Origin of the sequence: Protofrankia sp. Cas4 (genome assembly GCF_963555915.1) — a bacterium.
GTDB lineage: Bacteria > Actinomycetota > Actinomycetes > Frankiales > Frankiaceae > Protofrankia.
On sequence record NZ_CAUVXL010000031.1, the window covers coordinates 46302 to 63410 of the forward strand.

Genomic DNA, 17109 nt, shown 5'->3' on the forward strand with positions numbered 1-17109 from the left:
TAGTCGTGGCTGTGAGTCGCGAACAGCTCCGCCGCGAAGCGGACAGGGCGATCGATGTTGATATTGAAAGCCGCGCAGTAGCCGTAGCCGGCCCAGCCCGCCAGTTCCGAGCGCTGCACGGTCGGCCGGGACATCCCGCACGGCACGGGCGTCGCATCCGTGATCCAGTGGTTGTCGAACCAGAAGTCGCTGTCCGCCGCCACTATCCGGATCATGTCCTTGACCAGTGCTAATGCCGTCCTCAGCCGTTTGTTGTAGCCAGACTGTCCGGGCAGGTAGGGGAACATCCCGGCCAGGTGCTTACGGGCGTAGTGCAGCCAGCGGGCCTGCGAGCGGTGGCCGAGCAGGGGCTTGGGCGACGGCCAGGTAGATGAGTTCGGAGTCGGAGAGTAGCGGCGGCTTGCCCATCCGGCGCCTCCCTCCGATCCGGTTGTCGATCTTTACGTACAGTGCGGTCAGGAGGGTCTCCAGGTCTTGGGTCACGTCTTGATCTTGGAGGCCCTCTCTCTATGCCCGGCCATCTCTATGCCCGGCCATCAGCCGCCCAGAGTTTGGAATTACTCGTCTAAGCGGAGCAGGCCCAGCTGATCGAGCCGGCCAGGGTGCGGCCCGCTGAGGTCTGTCCGCTGAATGACAGCGAACCGCCCGTGGACGTGATCGCGGCGGTGGTTGCGATGGCGTCCACCGCGTACGTGCCTTCGGCGGATGAGCTGACCGAAACGGTGACCAGGGCCGGGTAGGACCCGGGGCCGTGGTAGGCGGCGACCCGCACGGTCTCGGCGACGGTGTATCCGCGAATGACGCCATTGGCGGTTTCGGCATAGCGTCGGCCGGCCTCGCAGGTGACGGTTGTGTCCACATGGCCGGCAACCGCGACTGGTGATGTGATCGATACTGTCAGGGATCCCGGGCCGCCGGTTCCGTGCCCGGCGGGCACAGTGGCCGGCGGGGCGGTCACGGGTGCGGTCGCGGACGTGGCTGTGGTCGTCACCTGCGATGACGAGGAGGTGGACGCCTGCGTGGTTGCCGCGGCCGCGGTCGTGCGGACGGTATGGGCACCGGCCTGGCACGCTGCCAGCGGAAGAACCGCGACGCCGGCGAGGATCACGGCGGCCATCCGAGAGCGACTGGCGTGATGACGGTTCATCGTTGTTCGACACCTCTTCGGGCGGGGACGGCTGGGGGGCCTTGCATCTCCGGAGCCTGCCCGGTGTTTGTGAGAGTTGGATGTGCGAACAGACGGTTCGGCTCGAATGGAACTCACATGTCCGGTCGGTGTGATTATGGCCTGCGCGACACGCAGGCGGGATGGGGGGCACATGAGCGACAACGGGAACCGTGATCCGCAGCCGATGCGGGTCCTGGTTGTGGATGATGAGGCGAACATCGTCGATCTTGTGCGTATGTCCTTGCGTTTCCACGGCTTCGACGTGGTCACCGCCGCTTCCGGCCGGGATGCGATTACCGCTGTCACCGAGACCGCACCGGATCTCGTGGTGCTTGACGTGTTGCTGCCCGACACCGACGGCTTCGAGGTCTGCCGCCGGCTGCGTGACGCGGGCATCGAAACTCCGGTGATCTTTCTGACCGCCCGTGATCGTCAGGCCGACAAGGTCGCCGGTCTGACCTATGGCGGCGACGACTACGTGACCAAGCCCTTTTCCATCGACGAACTGGTGGCCCGGGTGCGCGCAGTGCTCCGGCGGGCGCGACGTGACCAGTTACCACTGACCGCGCAGGTACTCGCCTTCGCCGATCTCGTCCTGAACGAGGACACCCACGAGGTGACCCGTGACGGTCATCCGCTCGAGCTGTCGCCCACCGAGTTCAAGCTGCTGCGATATCTGCTGGCGAACCCGCGCCGGGTGCTCTCACGTGCCCAGATCCTTGACGCGGTCTGGAACTACGACTTCGACGGCGGCCACACCATCGTCGACCAGTACGTGAGCTATCTGCGGCGCAAACTCGCGCCGCACGGGCCGCCGCTGATCCACACCCAGCGCGGTTTCGGCTATGTGCTGCGGGAGCCCTGATCCTGACCGTCAGCCCGTCAGCCCGTCAGCCCGTCAGCCCGTCAGCCCGTCAGCCCGTCAGCCCGTCAGCCCGTCGGCCGGGACGGCCCGGCGCCGACCCCGAGGCGATCAATGCCCAGCTCGATGTCATCGAGGTCGTCCGCGGTCAGCGCAAGGCCGGCGCCAGCAATCCATCCGTCCACCTGGGCCGGCCTGCGTGCGCCGACGATCGCCGCGCTCACGCCGTCGAACGTCAGGGTCCAGGCGACGGCGACCGCTGCGACTGTCGTGTCGTGTCGCTTCGCCACAGTCCGCAGGATGTCGGCGAGAGCGAGATTGCTGTGCAGCGCTTCGCCGGTGAAGTCCGCCGACCCGCGCCGCCAGTCGTCGGCCGGAAGGTCCGCCGAACGCTGCGCGGTCCATGCCCCGGTGAGTAGTCCCGACTGCATCGGGCTGTAGACAATGACCCCGATGTTGTGCTTCGCGCAGTAGGGCAGGACGTCTGTAGCCACGGTCCGCCTGATCGCCGAGAACGGCGGCTGGAGCACATCGACCCCACCTGCATACGCGGCACGTTCGAGCAGTTCAACGTTGACGTTCGACACGCCTACCAACCGGATCTTTCCTTCCGCGCGCAGTTCGTGCAGGGTCGCGACGGAATCCTCGATCGGTGTGCCGTCATTCGGTGGCCAGTGCAGCTGGTAAAGATCGATTCGATCGACCGTCAATCGTCGCAGGGACCCGTCAACTTCGCGGCGGATTGACTCGGGCGCTCCCACCCTCGTGGGCAGGGGCGCTGTGTCCGGGTCCCAGACCATGCCGCACTTGGTGAACACGTACGGCCGGTCGCCGTCGCTGAAATCCGTGAGCGCTCGTGCCACGATCTGCTCGGAGTGCCCGCGCCCGTACACCGCCGCTGTGTCGATCCAGTTCACGCCGTGTTCTACGGCATGCCTGATGGCGGCCACCGATTCATCGTCGTCCTGGGCGCCCCATCCGAATGCGTGCTCCGCACCGCCGATCGCCCAGGCGCCGAAGCCGACCCGGGTGATGTTCAAACCGGTTGCGCCCAAGAGCGCTGTAGGAAGGGTCATGGTCAGTGCGCACCCCCATGCGAGATTCCGGAACCGGATGGTAACGAACACTCCCGGCTAAGAGCGACCGGGACCGTGCCGGCTTCTCCAGCATGAAAGCATCCACCGGCCCGGAAGTCCCGGCGGCCGGGAATGCCAGCGATGTCATGCTTGTCCTGTTGACATTGCCTAACGGCAGGGCGTCGATCATTAATGCTGCCGCGCCGCGAGCGGGTCCGGACACATCGTCCGCCGGGTACCGGACGACCCAGGTCACTATGTGGTCGCGCGGGTCCGTGGGGGTGAAACGTGCCTCGCGTACATCACGTTGAGTAATCAAACTGGTGGTATGGGTCGCCTTCCAGGCAGTAGGCAAGCTGCCCTCGGGGACGCCCTCAGCGAGCGGCGCGCCGCCGGGCGTGCCTGAAGGGCTCGCTATCAACAGTGCTGCCGGCACGCCTACCGTGACGGCGTCCAGCCCGCCCGAAGCGGTCGACGGTAGCCGTGGAGGTCTGCCGCCTGCGGTTGCCGTGGGTTACCGCGGGCGTTACGCCGCCATCTGGCACGTGAGGTATGTAGTGGACTTCCTTCCCCGGAGACCTCCCGTGATGGCCTGTAGCCGTGTAGCGTCTTCCATGGCCAAGTTCGGCGGTTGGCGTCCACAAGGGACGCCGATGGCGAACACTGTCGTGGGAGCGCCAAAATCCCACTTCAGACGGTCCGGGGCCCGCGCGGTGTGGGTCCTGACTGCACCAGCAGGGAGAACGGCACGTGGCTCAGGGCACGGTTAAGTGGTTCAACTCGGAGAAGGGCTTCGGCTTCATCTCCGTGGACGGCGGCGGTTCGGATGTCTTCGTCCACTACAGCGCGATTGACATGGACGGGTACAAGAGCCTGGAAGAGGGGCAGCGGGTCGAGTTCCAAGTGACCCAGGGACAGAAGGGTCCACAGGCTGACGCCGTTCGGGTCGTCTGAGCCACGAGAGACGTAACTCCACAGTCGTAGGGCGAGGGTCCGCCATCTCCAACTGAGGGGCGGGCTCTTGTCATTTGTCGATGGCGGGGCGATTCGTGCGCAGTCATGGCGTGTCGCGCTTTGCTCCCCTGTCGTTTTTCTCCCGGTTGATCGTGCGCTTTCGCCTGGCTGAACATGTGTGTCCAGCATGTCGGATGCGCCGATTTTGATCTTTAACTCGCCGAACGAAGACTGTTCACCGAATTTTACTGTTGCGCACATCCGTCGGATGAAACGTCCACTGAATCACTTCAGCCAGCCATACTGACGGCGGACTACCGGCCGTGGGATACCAGCAGTTCGGCGATCTGGAGGGTGTTCAACGCCGCGCCTTTGCGCAGGTTGTCGCCGCACACGAACATGGCGAGCTCACACGGGTCGTCGGGCGATTGCCTGATCCGCCCGACCCAGGTCGGATCGGTACCGACGACGTCTGCCGGTGTGGGGAAGTCTCCCGCCGCCGGGTCGTCCAGGACGGCCACCCCCGGCGCCGCACGCAGGACGGCCCGTGCGTCATCCGCGGCCACCGGGCGCGCGAACCACGCGTGCACCGCCACCGCGTGGGTCGTCACGACGGGTACCCGTACACAGGTTGCGGACACCTTGAGCCCGGGAAGCCCCAGGATCTTCCGGGACTCGTTCCGGATCTTCATTTCCTCAGACGACCAGCCGCCGTCCTGGTGGGAACCGGCCCACGGCACGACGTTCAGGGCCAGTGGCGCCGGGAACGGGCCGAGCCCGTGCTCCCCGATGGCTTTGCGGACGTCCCCGGCGCTCTGGCCGGGTCCCAGCCAGGTGTCGCCAGCTGCGTCGGTGGACCTGCTGTCGGTGGACCTGCCGGGGGTCGGCATGGCGCCAACCACGGTGGCGAGCTGGGCGTAGAGGGTGTCGATACCAGCCTGGCCTGCTCCGCTCGCCGCCTGGTAGGACGTCGCGACCAGCGATTCCAGCCCGAACACGCGGTGCAGCGCGCCAACCGCGACGATCATCGACAGCGTCGTGCAGTTCGGGTTGGCGATGATCCCGCGCGGCCGGTCCGCCGCCGCCTGCGCGTTCACCTCGGGGACGACCAGCGGGACGTCCGCCTCCATCCGGAAGGCGCCCGAATTGTCAACCGCGATCGCCCCGCGGGACGCCGCGACCGGTGCCCACTGTCTGGAGACCTCGTCCGGGACGTCGAACATGGCGATGTCGACACCGTCGAAGACCTCGGGGGTCAGCGCCAGCACCTCGACGTCGCCGCCGCGCAGTCGCAGTCTGCGCCCGGCGGACCGCGCGGAGGCGATCAGTCGGATTTCGCCCCAGATATCCGGGCGTTCGCCCAGCAGCGAGAGCATCACGGTGCCGACCGCACCGGTTGCGCCGACCACGGCCAGCGTGGGACGGCTGCCGGCCGCTGGCGCGGTCATCGACCGGTCCCCGCGTACACGATTGCCTGACTGTCAGGATCGGCGAGTTCGAACGCACTGTGGACGGCTCGGACAGCGACCTGCAGGTCGGTGTCGCGGATGACCACCGAAATCCGAATCTCAGAGGTCGAAATGATCTCCACATTGACCCCGGCGTCCGCGAGTGCGCCGAAGAAGCGGGCCGACACCCCCGGGTGCGACTTCATCCCGGCACCGATCAGCGAGACCTTGCCGATGTGATCGTCATACAGGGTCCGTTCGAAGCCGATCTCACCACGGACCTTCTCCAGCGCGGTCAGCGCGGTGCGGCCGTCGGTCTTCGGAAGGGTGAAGGAGATGTCGGTCCGCCCGGTGCCGGCCACCGACCCGACCTGCACGATCATGTCGAGGTTGACGTCCGCGTCGGCGACGGCCCGGAAGACGGCGGCGGCCACGCCGGGCTTGTCCGGGCAGCCGGCCACGGTCACCTTCGCCTCGCTCTGGTCGTGAGCGACCCCACGAATGATGGCCTGTTCCACGAGCTCTGCCTCCGGAATCTCGGTGACCCACGTACCCGGCTTCGAGGAGAACGAGGACCGGACGTGTACGGGGACGGTGTAGCGGCGTGCGTACTCGACACAGCGAAGCATCAGCACCTTGGCTCCGCAGGCCGCCATCTCCATCATTTCCTCGTAGGAAATGCGCTCGATGCGGCGGGCGTCCGGCACGATCCGCGGGTCGGCGGTGAAAACGCCGTCCACATCGGTGTAGATCTCGCAGAAGTCGGCCTGCAGCGCGGCTGCGAGGGCCACAGCGGTTGTATCCGAGCCGCCCCGACCGAGCGTTGTCACGTCCTTCGTATCCTGGCTGACGCCCTGGAAACCGGCGACGATCGCAATCGCTCCCGAGTCCAGAGCGTCGCGGATGCGCCCCGGCGTGACATCGATGATGCGGGCCTTGCCGTGCGCCGAAGTCGTGATCACGCCGGCCTGGGAGCCCGTGAACGAGCGTGCCTCGGCGCCCAGGTTCGAGATCGCCATGGCCAGCAGCGCCATTGAGATGCGTTCACCGGCGGTGAGCAGCATGTCAAGCTCGCGGGCCGGCGGAACAGGCGTGACCTGTTCCGCGAGTGCGAGCAGGTCGTCGGTGGTGTCACCCATCGCGCTCACCACGACTACCACGTCGTCGCCGCAACGGCGTTGAGCCACGATCCGCGCGGCGACCCGTTTGATCCGGTCGGCATCCGAGACGGAGGAACCGCCGAACTTCGCCACCACGACCGCCATGCGCTCCAGGTTACTGGGCACTGCGGGGCTGCGAGAAGGGCTGCGGCTACACCGCTTTCTGCCAGGCCACGAGCCGTCCTGCCGGAGCCGAGGGCGGGCTTGTCAGCCGGGGGGAATGGGCGCTGTCAGAACGATCCTGAATATCATATTTCGACGACCACGAAAAGAGCCGCTCGCGCTCTGGCTGAAAATCCGCGATCGCGATATTAGGGAGGGCGCACGGATGTGCGGGATGTGCATCATCCGCCGGTGTGGTACCGATCACGGTCGAGCCATAGCGGATGAAACATGTATTTCGTGAGTTCATCAGCTGATAACCAGGCATTCCCGGGTATTGCGTACACTGCCATCGTCACGGATGGTGGTCGATGTTCGCCGTCTCGTGCAGGCCCCGTGAGTGTGCAGGCCGAGGTACCGCTATGCTCCGTTCGTCCTACTTGGGGGGGACACCAAGATTGGGACCTACGAAGGGCTTGAAGAGCCAGTGATGATCAAGTATGGCGCGCGGTGGAGTGCGAGCGTGGTGCTCTCCGCCGCTCTCCTCACCGGTGGGCTTGTCGCCTGTAAGCCAGCTGATTCGGGCCTGACGCAACCCGCCCACGGTACGGCGTCCCCGACGGGAAGTCAGCTGCCTCAGACTCCCGCGGGCGCCGCAACCACGCCGCCGGCCGTGACGGCTGTCCCGTCGCCGACCGCCACGCGCGGCGCCCCGGCCCCGGCAGTCACGCAGACCCTGCCGGCTCTCCCGGCCGGCGGCGCCGGCATGCCGGTTATACCCTCGGCGCCGGCGCCATTGCGGACGGTCAGAGTGTCAACGGCCCAGCAGCTGACCGCCGCGCTCGCGGCAGCCCAGCCTGGGGACCTCATCGCGCTCGCGGACGGCCAGTACAGCGGACACTTCGTCGCCGACAGGCCGGCGACGGCGAAGGCTCCGATCACGGTGCGTGGCTCGCGCAACGCGGTGATCGACGGTGGTTCGATCGACAGCGGCTATTCCTTCCACCTCGACAACGCCGACTACTGGCGGCTGGAGGGCTTCACGATCCAGAGCGGCCAGAAGGGCGTGATGACCGATCAGACCAACGGAGCGGTCATCTCCGGGCTACTGGTGCGCAACGTCGGTGACGAGGCCATCCATCTGCGGAACTTCTCCACCGACAATTTCGTCGTGGGATGCGTCGTCAGTGGTACCGGGCGCAAGGAACCGGGCTTCGGAGAGGGCATCTACATCGGCACGGCCAAGTCGAACTGGGAGAAGTTCAGCGGCGGGAAGCCGGACAACTCCGACCGTAACAAGATCATTGGAAACACGATCAGCGGGGTGACCGCAGAGGCGGTTGACATCAAGGAGGCCACGACCGGTGGTGTCCTGGGCAACAACACCTTCAACGGTTCGGCCATCTCCGGCGCCAACTCCGCGGACTCGTGGGTCGATGTGAAGGGCAACAACTGGCTCATCGAGGGCAACACCGGGGTGGACAGCCCGAAGGACGGCATCCAGACCCACGTCATCATCGACGGCTGGGGCACGGGGAACATCATCACCGGGAACAGGCTCGACGTCGACGGTCCCGGCTTCGGCGTCAGCATCGACAAGCCGAGCAACACCGCGAACATCGTCTCGTGCACCAACATCGTCATCGCGGCGGCCGACGGCCTGTTCAACGTGCCCTGCGTGAAGTAACCGGCGGGAAGCTTCAGCCCGGGTCCGTCATTGCGGACCCGGGCCCGGGCTCTCGCCGTATCACAGGCGCGTCTGAGTCCTTCAATCTCCGTTATTGATCGCGAGGGACGCTCGGCCGTTGCGGTGAGCTTTGATTCGGACTTCGGCGGTCTACCAACACGCTATCTGCTTGTCGCGGACCGGACGACCGGCACGCTGCTCGGCCACGAGCAGGTTCTTACCTCGAAGGCTGGAAAGCTCGGCGTTTCCATCCCGGCGGTCATCAGCTATCAGTTGTGGTTGGCTGCGGGCAGCGCCAGAAGCGTGACCGATACCCTGTAGGTTCTGTCGGGGATTCTGAAGTCGGCACAGCTGGACAATGATGCAGGGGCACCGTTTTCCGGTGTCCCTGCATCATTCAACGATTCAACGACTAGAGCTGGAAGTCGTCTGCCTTGTCATTCCAGCTGCCGCCACCGATGCTGCTTCCCCGAATCATTGTTGTCAAGACCGGGTGGTCTGAGCGGTATAAAAATTGGATCTTCACTCCACCTGCGGCGATCGAGTGGGTGACTTTCCGCTTGGGGTTCGATGATTTGACCGATATTGATTTGATCTGCTTGTAGCAAGTAGTCTTTGGTAAATTTCTGATCAAAAACTGAAGTTATTTGTTGTCTCTTAATAGAGATTGAGTTGTCGGTCTCATCGACGCGCATACCGTCCTGCTGGCATGCCTGTCCGCTCATGGTGTCAGGCCGGTTACGGACGAGAGGCTGTCGCGACCTGGTGTTTTAGTGGTGAGGCTCCTGGCGGCCGCCCCACTGATCACCTTTAGTAATGATCAACTTAGGGTGACCGTCTGGTTGCAACATCTGCGGACGAACAATTCCTCGCCCGAGCTGCTGCGTACGCACCTTCTTGCTGACAGTCTCTGCCTTCTATCCCAATACCGGATGAATCGGCATCCGATCAAGAGTGCCAGCGGCCTGCCTGGGTGCGCTGGTCGTGGGGTGTGGCCGGCCTGATCGGTTTTGCGCGTGGTCGCGGAGGGTGAGTCAGCGTGTCGGTGGGGCGTGTGTTCGGGATGTGGCGGCGCAGGTTCCGCTTCGGGTACACCCGAGAGCGGGGATCGACGCCGCAGGCGGTCGGGATCGCCGGGTTGGCTGTGGTGCTACTGGCAAGCCCGATGGTGCCGGCGTCCGGGACGGTCGGCGGCCGGCATCCCACGCGGGTCGAGGCCATCGCGATCACCCCGGCGACGGCATCCCAGCCGGTCCCGGACGCGTCGGGTGATGTCACGGTGAACGGCTGGGGCGACGGTGCCGGTTACCACCTTGCGGTCGCCACCGAATCGGCTGGCTGGGCGTGGCGGGACCTCGCCGTGTTGCGACCCGGTGGTCGCGACGACTCGTCGTGGATCGGTTACCAGTGTGTCTCCGGTGACGGCCGATACGCGGCGGTCGCCGTTCTGCCCGCTTCGGCAGCCAACAACGCCCCGGCCCGGGACCACGGCGCCACCGGGTATGCGGTGGATCTGCTCAGCGGCACGGTGCGGCCGGTGGCCAGCGGTGTCGGGCTGAAGTACCACTCGCCGGGTTGCGGTACCGGCGACGACGCGGTGTTCACCTTCAACGGTGACGTCGACCAGCGGACGACGACGATCCTGACTGTCGATCTGGCCAAGGGTTCGGTTGCGGGGCGCAGCACGGTGGCGGGACAGGTCACTTCGGTGGTGCCCACGCAGGCGGGGCCGGTCGGCGTCCTGGGTAGCGCCCTGGTGCGGGTTCCTGCCGGCGGGACGCCGGTGTCACTCGCCGCCGTCGACGGGGCCGCGTATGACCTGCGTCCGACCGCGGACGGTGGTGTTGCCTTCCTCAGCCTGCGTGATCGCGCGCCGACCGCGACGGTGGTGGTGGAGCGGTCGGGGCAGGTGACCACGCTCGGGTCCGGTCCCGCCACGGAGGTGCACCTGTTCCAGGGGAGGGGCGGGCATCCCGTCCTGGCCGGGGCGACCACAGCGCCACCCGGCGGGGCCGGCCTGGTCGGCGTACCCGCCGGTGGACTGCCGCACGGTGCGACCGCGGCCTCTCTCGACGGCCATGCCCTGCTGGGAGTCGGAACCGCAGGTGATCAGTCTGCTCCGTTGATTCTCGACACCCGGACCAGATCGGTCCTCACCCGTCCGGCGGCTGCGCCGGGTGCCCGTACCTGGACGGCGGTACCCGCGCCGGCAACGGCGGCGCCGAGCGGATACGCCACGCGCAGCGGCCCGTCCATTCAGCCCATCGTGAGCGTGATCCCGATCGCGGCCGGCAGCCCGACGTGCGCCGTCCCGCGCCTGGCTGAGAACCGCCAGGTGCTCCAGCCGTTCGCGAACCAGATCGACTGGGCGACACAGCTCGCCGAACAGGGTCTGCTGACCGGGTCGTCGGTGCAGCGGCCCGCCGGCTACGCCAACCTCGGGCTGGCCGCCTACGCGGCGAACAGCGACTTCCCGAAGATCGCCCTGCATCACCCGACCGGCGACACCTGGGATTCGGTTCCCCGGTCGGTCTACGAGGCGATCCTGGCCCAGGAGAGCAACTGGAGCCAGGCATCCTGGCATGCGCTGCCGGGCATTGCCGGAAACCCGCTCATCGCCGACTACTACGGTTCGGGCGGCGGGATCACCACGATCAACTACTCGGCCGCCGACTGCGGGTACGGCGTCGGCCAGGTGACCACCGGGATGACGGCCGCGGACACCACATACTCCGCCAACGGTAAAACCAAGATTGCCATTGACTACGAGGAGAACATAGCCGCCGGCCTGCAGGTCCTTGAGAAGACCTGGAACCAGCTCTACGACGCCGGTATCACCGCCAACGGCGGGAATCCCCGTTACCTGGAGAACTGGTATTTCGCCGCGTGGGCCTACAACACCGGTATCCAGCCGACGGCGAAGTACGGCAACACCACAGGATGCACACCGAGCCCGACCTGCGTCGGTCCGGACGGCACCTGGGGGCTGGGGTGGACCAACAACCCGAAGAACCCCGACTACCCGCCCAACCGGGTTCCCTTCCTGCGTGACACCTACGCCGACGCCGCGCATCCCTCGCAGTGGCCCTACCAGGAACGGGTAATGGGGTGGATGGGCAGCCCGATCATCCGGTTCGACCATGCCGCCTATGCCACCCCGACCTACCACGGCGGTAGCACCTGGCTGCAGATCCCCGGGGTCAACACTTTCTGCACGACCGACAACAAGTGCGACCCGAACTACACCAACGCCACCGACCCGACCGCGAGTTTCTGCACGTTGACCGACAGGGAGTGCTGGTGGCACCTGCCGGCCACCTGGGTGGCGAACTGTGCGACAACCTGTGCCACCAGTGACTATTCGGCCGCTGCCGGCTCGACCGAACCGGCGGCCGGGGCCGACCCGCATCCGCCGACCTGTTCCCTGGACACCGCCAAGGTGCCCACCACATCCAGCGGCCCGCCGATCATCGTGGACGAGTCGCAGAGCCAGCCACCGCTGAACCTTGTCGGCTGCGGGTCGTCGAACTGGTCCCAGGGCGGCACGTTCAGCTATGCCTACGGCGCCAACGCGGCCGGTGACCCGATCGGTGCGATCGACACCCATCAGCTCGGCGCCGGTTTCGGTGGTCACATCCTGTTCACACACACCGAGAACGGTTCTGATTCGAGCCTGGTCAACACCGGTACCTGGACGCCGACCCTCCCACGGTTGCAGTACTACAAGATTAAGATCCACATCCCGGCGACGGGAGCCTCCGCCACCGACGTGGTCTACAAGATCTACCCCGGTGGCGGGGCGAACCCATGGAAGATCCGGGTCAACCAGCACTGGGGATCCGAACAGTGGGTCACGATCGGGACCTTCGCCATGCAGAACGGCGGGTATGTCCAGCTGAGCAACACCAGCACGGACACCGCCTACGGCGACACCAGCTACAGCAACTACGACGTCGCGTACGACGCGATCGCCTTCGTCCAGATGGGCGGTACTCCCGGTACGCCCATCGGCGGCCCACCGCAGGTGATCGACGCGCCCAAGGGCAGTAACCCGGCCTGGGTGCAGTGCGGCTGCGCCCGACGCACCGCCGGTGACCCGGTCGACACCAGCACCGGCTATTTCGGTCAGACCTTCACCGACCTGGCCACTCCTGGCCGGGGCATGCCGCTGGACTTCACCCGTACCTATGCCTCCGCGCTGGCCGACCCGTCCGGCCCGAACGGGTCGGCGGCGTTGAACGGCCCGTTCGGTTACGGGTGGACCTTCTCCTACAACCTGTCGACCGTCACCGACAGTGCGACCGGCAACGTCACGGTCAAGCAGGAGGACGGCTCTCAGGTCACGTTCGTCAACTCCTCCGGCGTCTACACTCCGTCAGCGCCCAGGTATGACGCGACTCTGGTCAAGAACGGTTCGTCCTATGTGTTCACCCGGCGGAGCAGCCAGATCTTCAGCTTCGACGTGGCCACGGGCCGGCTGGTCTCGGAGACGGATCTGGCGGGCAGCAAGGCCAGCCCGGCATATGCCACGGCGCTGACCTACGACAGCTCCGGGCATCTGAGTACCATCACCGACCCGGCTGCGCGCACTTATACGCTCACCTGGACCGGCAACCACATCACCGGCCTGTCCGACACGGCTGGGCGCCAGGTCACCTACGGCTATGACGCGGCTGGCAACCTCACCGACGTCTTCGGGGTCGGCACCACCCGCAGTCCGTCGGTGGGGAACAACGACCGGAGCCAGTACACCTACACCGCCGCGCATCTGCTCAATGCGATGCGTGAACCGGCCGCTTACGGCAGCACCGCCACCCCGACCCCGGTCGTCGGCATGACCTATGACAGCGCAGAGCGGGTCACCGCCCAGACCGACCAGCTCGGCCACACGACCACGTTCACCTATGGCCCGAACACGGCGGCGAATCTCGTAGCCGGGCAGACCCAGGTCACCGACCCGGCTGGTCACAAGACCGTGTACACCTACACCGGCGGTCTGCTGACCTCGGAAACCCGGGGCGCCGGGACGGCCGACGCCGGGACCTGGAGCTACACCTACGACCCGGTCAGCCTCGGGGTCACCTCGATCACCGACCCGAACGGGAACTTCCAGACCTTCAGCTACGACGATCATGGCAATCAGATCTCCGCCAGTGATCCGCGCGGGTTCACCACCTCCCGCACCTACGACGACCGGAACAACCTCGTCGCGACGATCGACCCGACCGGGACGCAGACCAGCTACGGCTACGACGAGGCCGGGCACATCGCCACCAGCACCGGCACCAACGACGGCACGTCCGCGTACAAGCTGCCGACCAGCATCACCCTGCAACAGGTCGACCAGGCCGCTGAAGTTTCCAACGGAAATCCGCCCTCGACCGTGGTCCGCTCCGCGAGCTTCTACTACGACGACGCCGCGCATCCCGATGACGTCTCCCGCACGGTGAACGCGCGTGGGAACACGACGACGAACACCTATGACACCTTCGGTGACCTCGCCAGCACGAAGGACCCCGAAGGCAACACCACCAAGTACGGCTACGACACCGCCCGCGGCCTGCGCACCTCGGTTGTCTCGCCGATCGGCGTGTCCGCCGGCATCGTCCCCGGCTGCACCCCGCCGGCCACGGGCTGCACCACCTACAGTTACAACGCCTGGAACAACCCGATCAAAACCACCGACCCGCTCGGTGACGTCAGCTCCGCGACCTACGACGCCGACGGCAACAGGACCTCGGCCACAGACGCCAACAACCGGACGACGACCTACACCTACGACCTCGCCGACCGGCAGACCGTGACGACCCGGCCGGACGCCACGACTCTCAAGACCGACTACAACGCCGACAACACCGTCGCGGACATCGTCGACGGGGCTGCCCACAAGACCACTTATGGCTACGACAACCAGGGCCGGCGGACCACCCGGACCGATCCCGGGTCCCACACGATCACCTGGAAGTACGACACGGCCGGCAGGCTGCTGACACTCGCTGACGCGGCCGGCCGGGTGACCACCTACGGGTACGACGCCGCCGGTCACCAGACCACGGTGGGCTATTCGGACGGCGCTACCCCGAACGTGACGGCGACGACGTACGACGGCCTCGGGCGGCGTACGTCCACGACCGACGGCACCGGGACCAGCCACTGGTCCTACGACTCCTTCGGCGAGATCACCTCCTACACCAACGGCGCCGGAGCCACGGTAGGTTACAGCTACGACGCTGTCGGCAACGTCACCTCGATCGCCTACCCCGGTGGCAGCGGCCGGAGCGTCACCCGAACGTTCGACAAGGACGACCGGCTGGTCACCGTTCAGGACTGGAACGCCAAGAGCACGTCGTTCGGGTACGACCGCGACAGCGATCTGCTCACGACGACCTACCCCAACAACACTAGTGTCACCGGGAGTTTCGACAAGGCCGACCAGCTCACCGGCTCCACGCTGAAGGCCGGCAGCACCACGCTTGCCTCCCTGACCAGCCCCCGGGACGCCGCCGGCCAGGTCAGCGGGGAGACACCGACCGGTGTTCCGGGCAGCGCGCAAACTTTTGCTTACACGGCGTTGGAGCAGCTCAAGTCGACGACCGTCGGCGGTACCACTACCTCCTACGCCTATGACGCCGCGGACAACCCGACCACGGTCGGCGCTACGACGCAGACCTTCGATGTGACAAGCAGGCTGTGCTGGACCACCACGGCCACCCCGCCCGCGAACCCGGCCTGCGCCAGCACACCCAGCGGCGCCACCACCTACACCTACGACACCGAAGGCGACCGGACCAAGAGCACCGCCGGGAGCGCGGTCACCACCTACGCCTACGACCAGGCGAGCAGGCTCACCGGGTTCACGAAGAGCGGAACCACGGCGAGTTACACCTATGACGGATCCGGCCTGCGTGCCTCCAAGACCGTCAACGGCGCCACGACTCCGTTCACCTGGGGCGTGGGTGGTGAGCTCCTGTACGACGGTGCCACCGCTTATGTCTATGGGCCGGGTGGTGTGCCGATCGAGCAGATCGGTGGGAGTGCCACGCAGTGGTTCTTCTGTGATCAAATTGGTTCCGTCCGGGCGTTGACGGATTCCACCGGGGCGGTGGTCGGCGGCTACGGCTATACCCCTTGGGGTGCGGTGAGCGCTCATACGGGTGCGGTGGGTTCGGTGTTGGGCTTCACCGGGCAGTACACCGACGCTGAAAGTGGGCTGCTGTATCTGCGGGCCCGTTATTACGATCCGTCCACGGCGCAGTTCCTGACGGTCGATCCCGCTCTGGATCTCACGCAAAGTCCGTATGGGTATGTCGGGGGGAATCCGCTCAACGACGCGGATCCGAGCGGGCTGTGCGGGTTCTGGTGCAAGGTCGGTACCGGTATCGGTATCGGTGCGGCGGTCGTGGGCACCGCGGCGTGCATCGTTCTTGAGCCGTGTGGTCTGGTTGAGGCCGGTGGTGTGGCGCTTGCTTCGGGTGCGCTCGTGCTCGGTGGTGGGGTCACGATCGCGGCCGAGACCGGGGGTGTCGTCGCGGGTGGCGCGATGGTGGGCGGCTTCATCGGTGGCGTGTCCGCTGCGGTAGCAAGCGGCGGCCGCGGTTCCGGCAGCAACTCCAGCGGTTCCAGCGGAAGATCCAGTAGCTCTGGTGCCAGGTCCAGCGCCTCCGGTACCAACGGATGCCCCGGCGACGATATGATAGGAGCCAAGGGCACTCAAACCACCAGTGATACGCTGATGCAGAATGAACGATTTCACATCGACGTCGAGAATCCTGCACCTGGGTCGCGTCCAGGGCAACTTCATCTTCAGGACTATGCGGGACACAAATATCAGTACAATTTTACAACCAAGGCTTTTGAGGGCTTGCCGGGCAGGTTGGCGAAGCAGGTGGCAAAAGACCCGGCAGTCTCTCGAGCCATCGCACAGGGGCTCAAGGTCCTCGGACTGTAAATTTGTAGGAGTTATCTCGGATGTGTCAGTTCTGTGGACTATCGAGGTTTGAACAAGATCTGGCGCAGCATCGCCAGCATTCGGTTGACGAATATTCTTCGGGGTGCAAGGTCGACTCCTGGTCGAATTTCGTTACACGGTTTGCGTGGGTATTCTAGGAATCAATTGCAATGAAAACAAATATACGTATGCGGGAACTTCTGGCGGATTCTTTGACGGAAACTTGGAGGCCAAGCCTGCCGAGCCGCGCTCAGTCTATTGTCGAAGCCGGCTGGATGGTAGGGCCGAATGGTGCGCTCCTTCTGCGGGCAATGTATGGTGATAGCTGGAGCGGTGAATTCGATCCTTTAGAGATCGGACATTATGAGTATGAAGTCAACGACGTCTATATATCGCTTTCTGACCTCAGGGGGGATATGGGGAGATATCTTCCCCGCGCGGCTTCGCGCGGCCTCTTTTTTGCCCGTCGAATGTTGAGGGATGCCTCCGCTCTTGAGGGATGCGATCGATTGCTTGCGCTCGTCAGTATTTTTGCCGACGAGGATTATGAGGGTTTTTTTCTGCAGGGTGCTACTGTAAAATTTTTCAGTAGACGAGGCCATTATCCCGACTGGTTCGAAGACCTCGAAGGATTCCAGCGTGAAGCAATAGCCATTCTTGATCTTGCCGATGTGGCTGGGTTCTGACTCGGGTCCCGGGGATTT

11 protein-coding genes and 1 pseudogene are annotated in these 17109 nt (G+C 65.4%); 6 read left to right on the forward strand and 6 right to left on the reverse strand.

Features of this window, described 5'->3' with window-relative positions:
• Positions 1–68: 68 nt before the first annotated feature.
• Positions 69–483 (reverse strand): annotated as a pseudogene (locus U9979_RS25050) (IS982 family transposase); the annotation flags it as partial.
• An 82-nt stretch (positions 484–565) separates the two neighbouring features.
• A complete protein-coding gene (locus tag U9979_RS03255; protein WP_322778203.1) occupies positions 566–1117 on the reverse strand; it encodes a hypothetical protein in 552 nt (183 codons plus the stop codon).
• Positions 1118–1319: 202 nt separating this feature from the next.
• Here U9979_RS03255 and U9979_RS03260 point away from each other — a divergent pair, with 202 nt between their 5' ends.
• Positions 1320–2033, forward strand: coding sequence for a response regulator transcription factor (locus U9979_RS03260; protein ID WP_322748709.1), 714 nt, complete (start codon positions 1320–1322; stop codon positions 2031–2033).
• A 65-nt stretch (positions 2034–2098) separates the two neighbouring features.
• Here the strand turns inward: U9979_RS03260 and U9979_RS03265 are convergent, their stop codons facing one another.
• Entirely contained in the window at positions 2099–3106 is a 1008-nt protein-coding gene (locus U9979_RS03265) for an aldo/keto reductase (RefSeq protein WP_322748710.1), read from the reverse strand.
• A 750-nt stretch (positions 3107–3856) separates the two neighbouring features.
• Between U9979_RS03265 and U9979_RS03270 the strand changes: the two genes are divergently transcribed.
• Entirely contained in the window at positions 3857–4060 is a 204-nt protein-coding gene (locus U9979_RS03270) for a cold-shock protein (protein ID WP_013872098.1), read from the forward strand.
• Between the two features lie 314 nt (positions 4061–4374).
• Here U9979_RS03270 and U9979_RS03275 read toward each other — a convergent pair whose 3' ends face one another.
• Entirely contained in the window at positions 4375–5508 is a 1134-nt protein-coding gene (locus tag U9979_RS03275; RefSeq protein WP_322778204.1) for an aspartate-semialdehyde dehydrogenase, read from the reverse strand.
• Entirely contained in the window at positions 5505–6773 is a 1269-nt protein-coding gene (locus U9979_RS03280; protein WP_322748712.1) for an aspartate kinase, read from the reverse strand. The genes U9979_RS03275 and U9979_RS03280 overlap by 4 nt, the downstream gene beginning before the upstream one ends.
• A gap of 487 nt (positions 6774–7260) precedes the next feature.
• Between U9979_RS03280 and U9979_RS03285 the strand changes: the two genes are divergently transcribed.
• Positions 7261–8457, forward strand: coding sequence for a right-handed parallel beta-helix repeat-containing protein (locus U9979_RS03285; RefSeq protein ID WP_322778205.1), 1197 nt, complete (start codon positions 7261–7263; stop codon positions 8455–8457).
• Between the two features lie 123 nt (positions 8458–8580).
• The gene (locus tag U9979_RS03290; protein ID WP_322778206.1) at positions 8581–8778 is read left to right on the forward strand and encodes a hypothetical protein; all 198 of its coding nucleotides are present in this window, start codon (positions 8581–8583) and stop codon (positions 8776–8778) included.
• A 116-nt stretch (positions 8779–8894) separates the two neighbouring features.
• Here the strand turns inward: U9979_RS03290 and U9979_RS03295 are convergent, their stop codons facing one another.
• Positions 8895–9152, reverse strand: a complete 258-nt coding sequence (locus U9979_RS03295) for a hypothetical protein (protein WP_322778207.1) — start codon at positions 9150–9152, stop codon at positions 8895–8897.
• A gap of 344 nt (positions 9153–9496) precedes the next feature.
• Between U9979_RS03295 and U9979_RS03300 the strand changes: the two genes are divergently transcribed.
• Together U9979_RS03300 and U9979_RS03305 are read left to right on the forward strand one after the other, a co-directional pair.
• Positions 9497–16405, forward strand: a complete 6909-nt coding sequence (locus tag U9979_RS03300) for an RHS repeat-associated core domain-containing protein (RefSeq protein WP_322778208.1) — start codon at positions 9497–9499, stop codon at positions 16403–16405.
• Positions 16406–16593: 188 nt separating this feature from the next.
• Positions 16594–17091, forward strand: coding sequence for a hypothetical protein (locus U9979_RS03305; protein WP_322778209.1), 498 nt, complete (start codon positions 16594–16596; stop codon positions 17089–17091).
• Positions 17092–17109 lie beyond the last annotated feature (18 nt).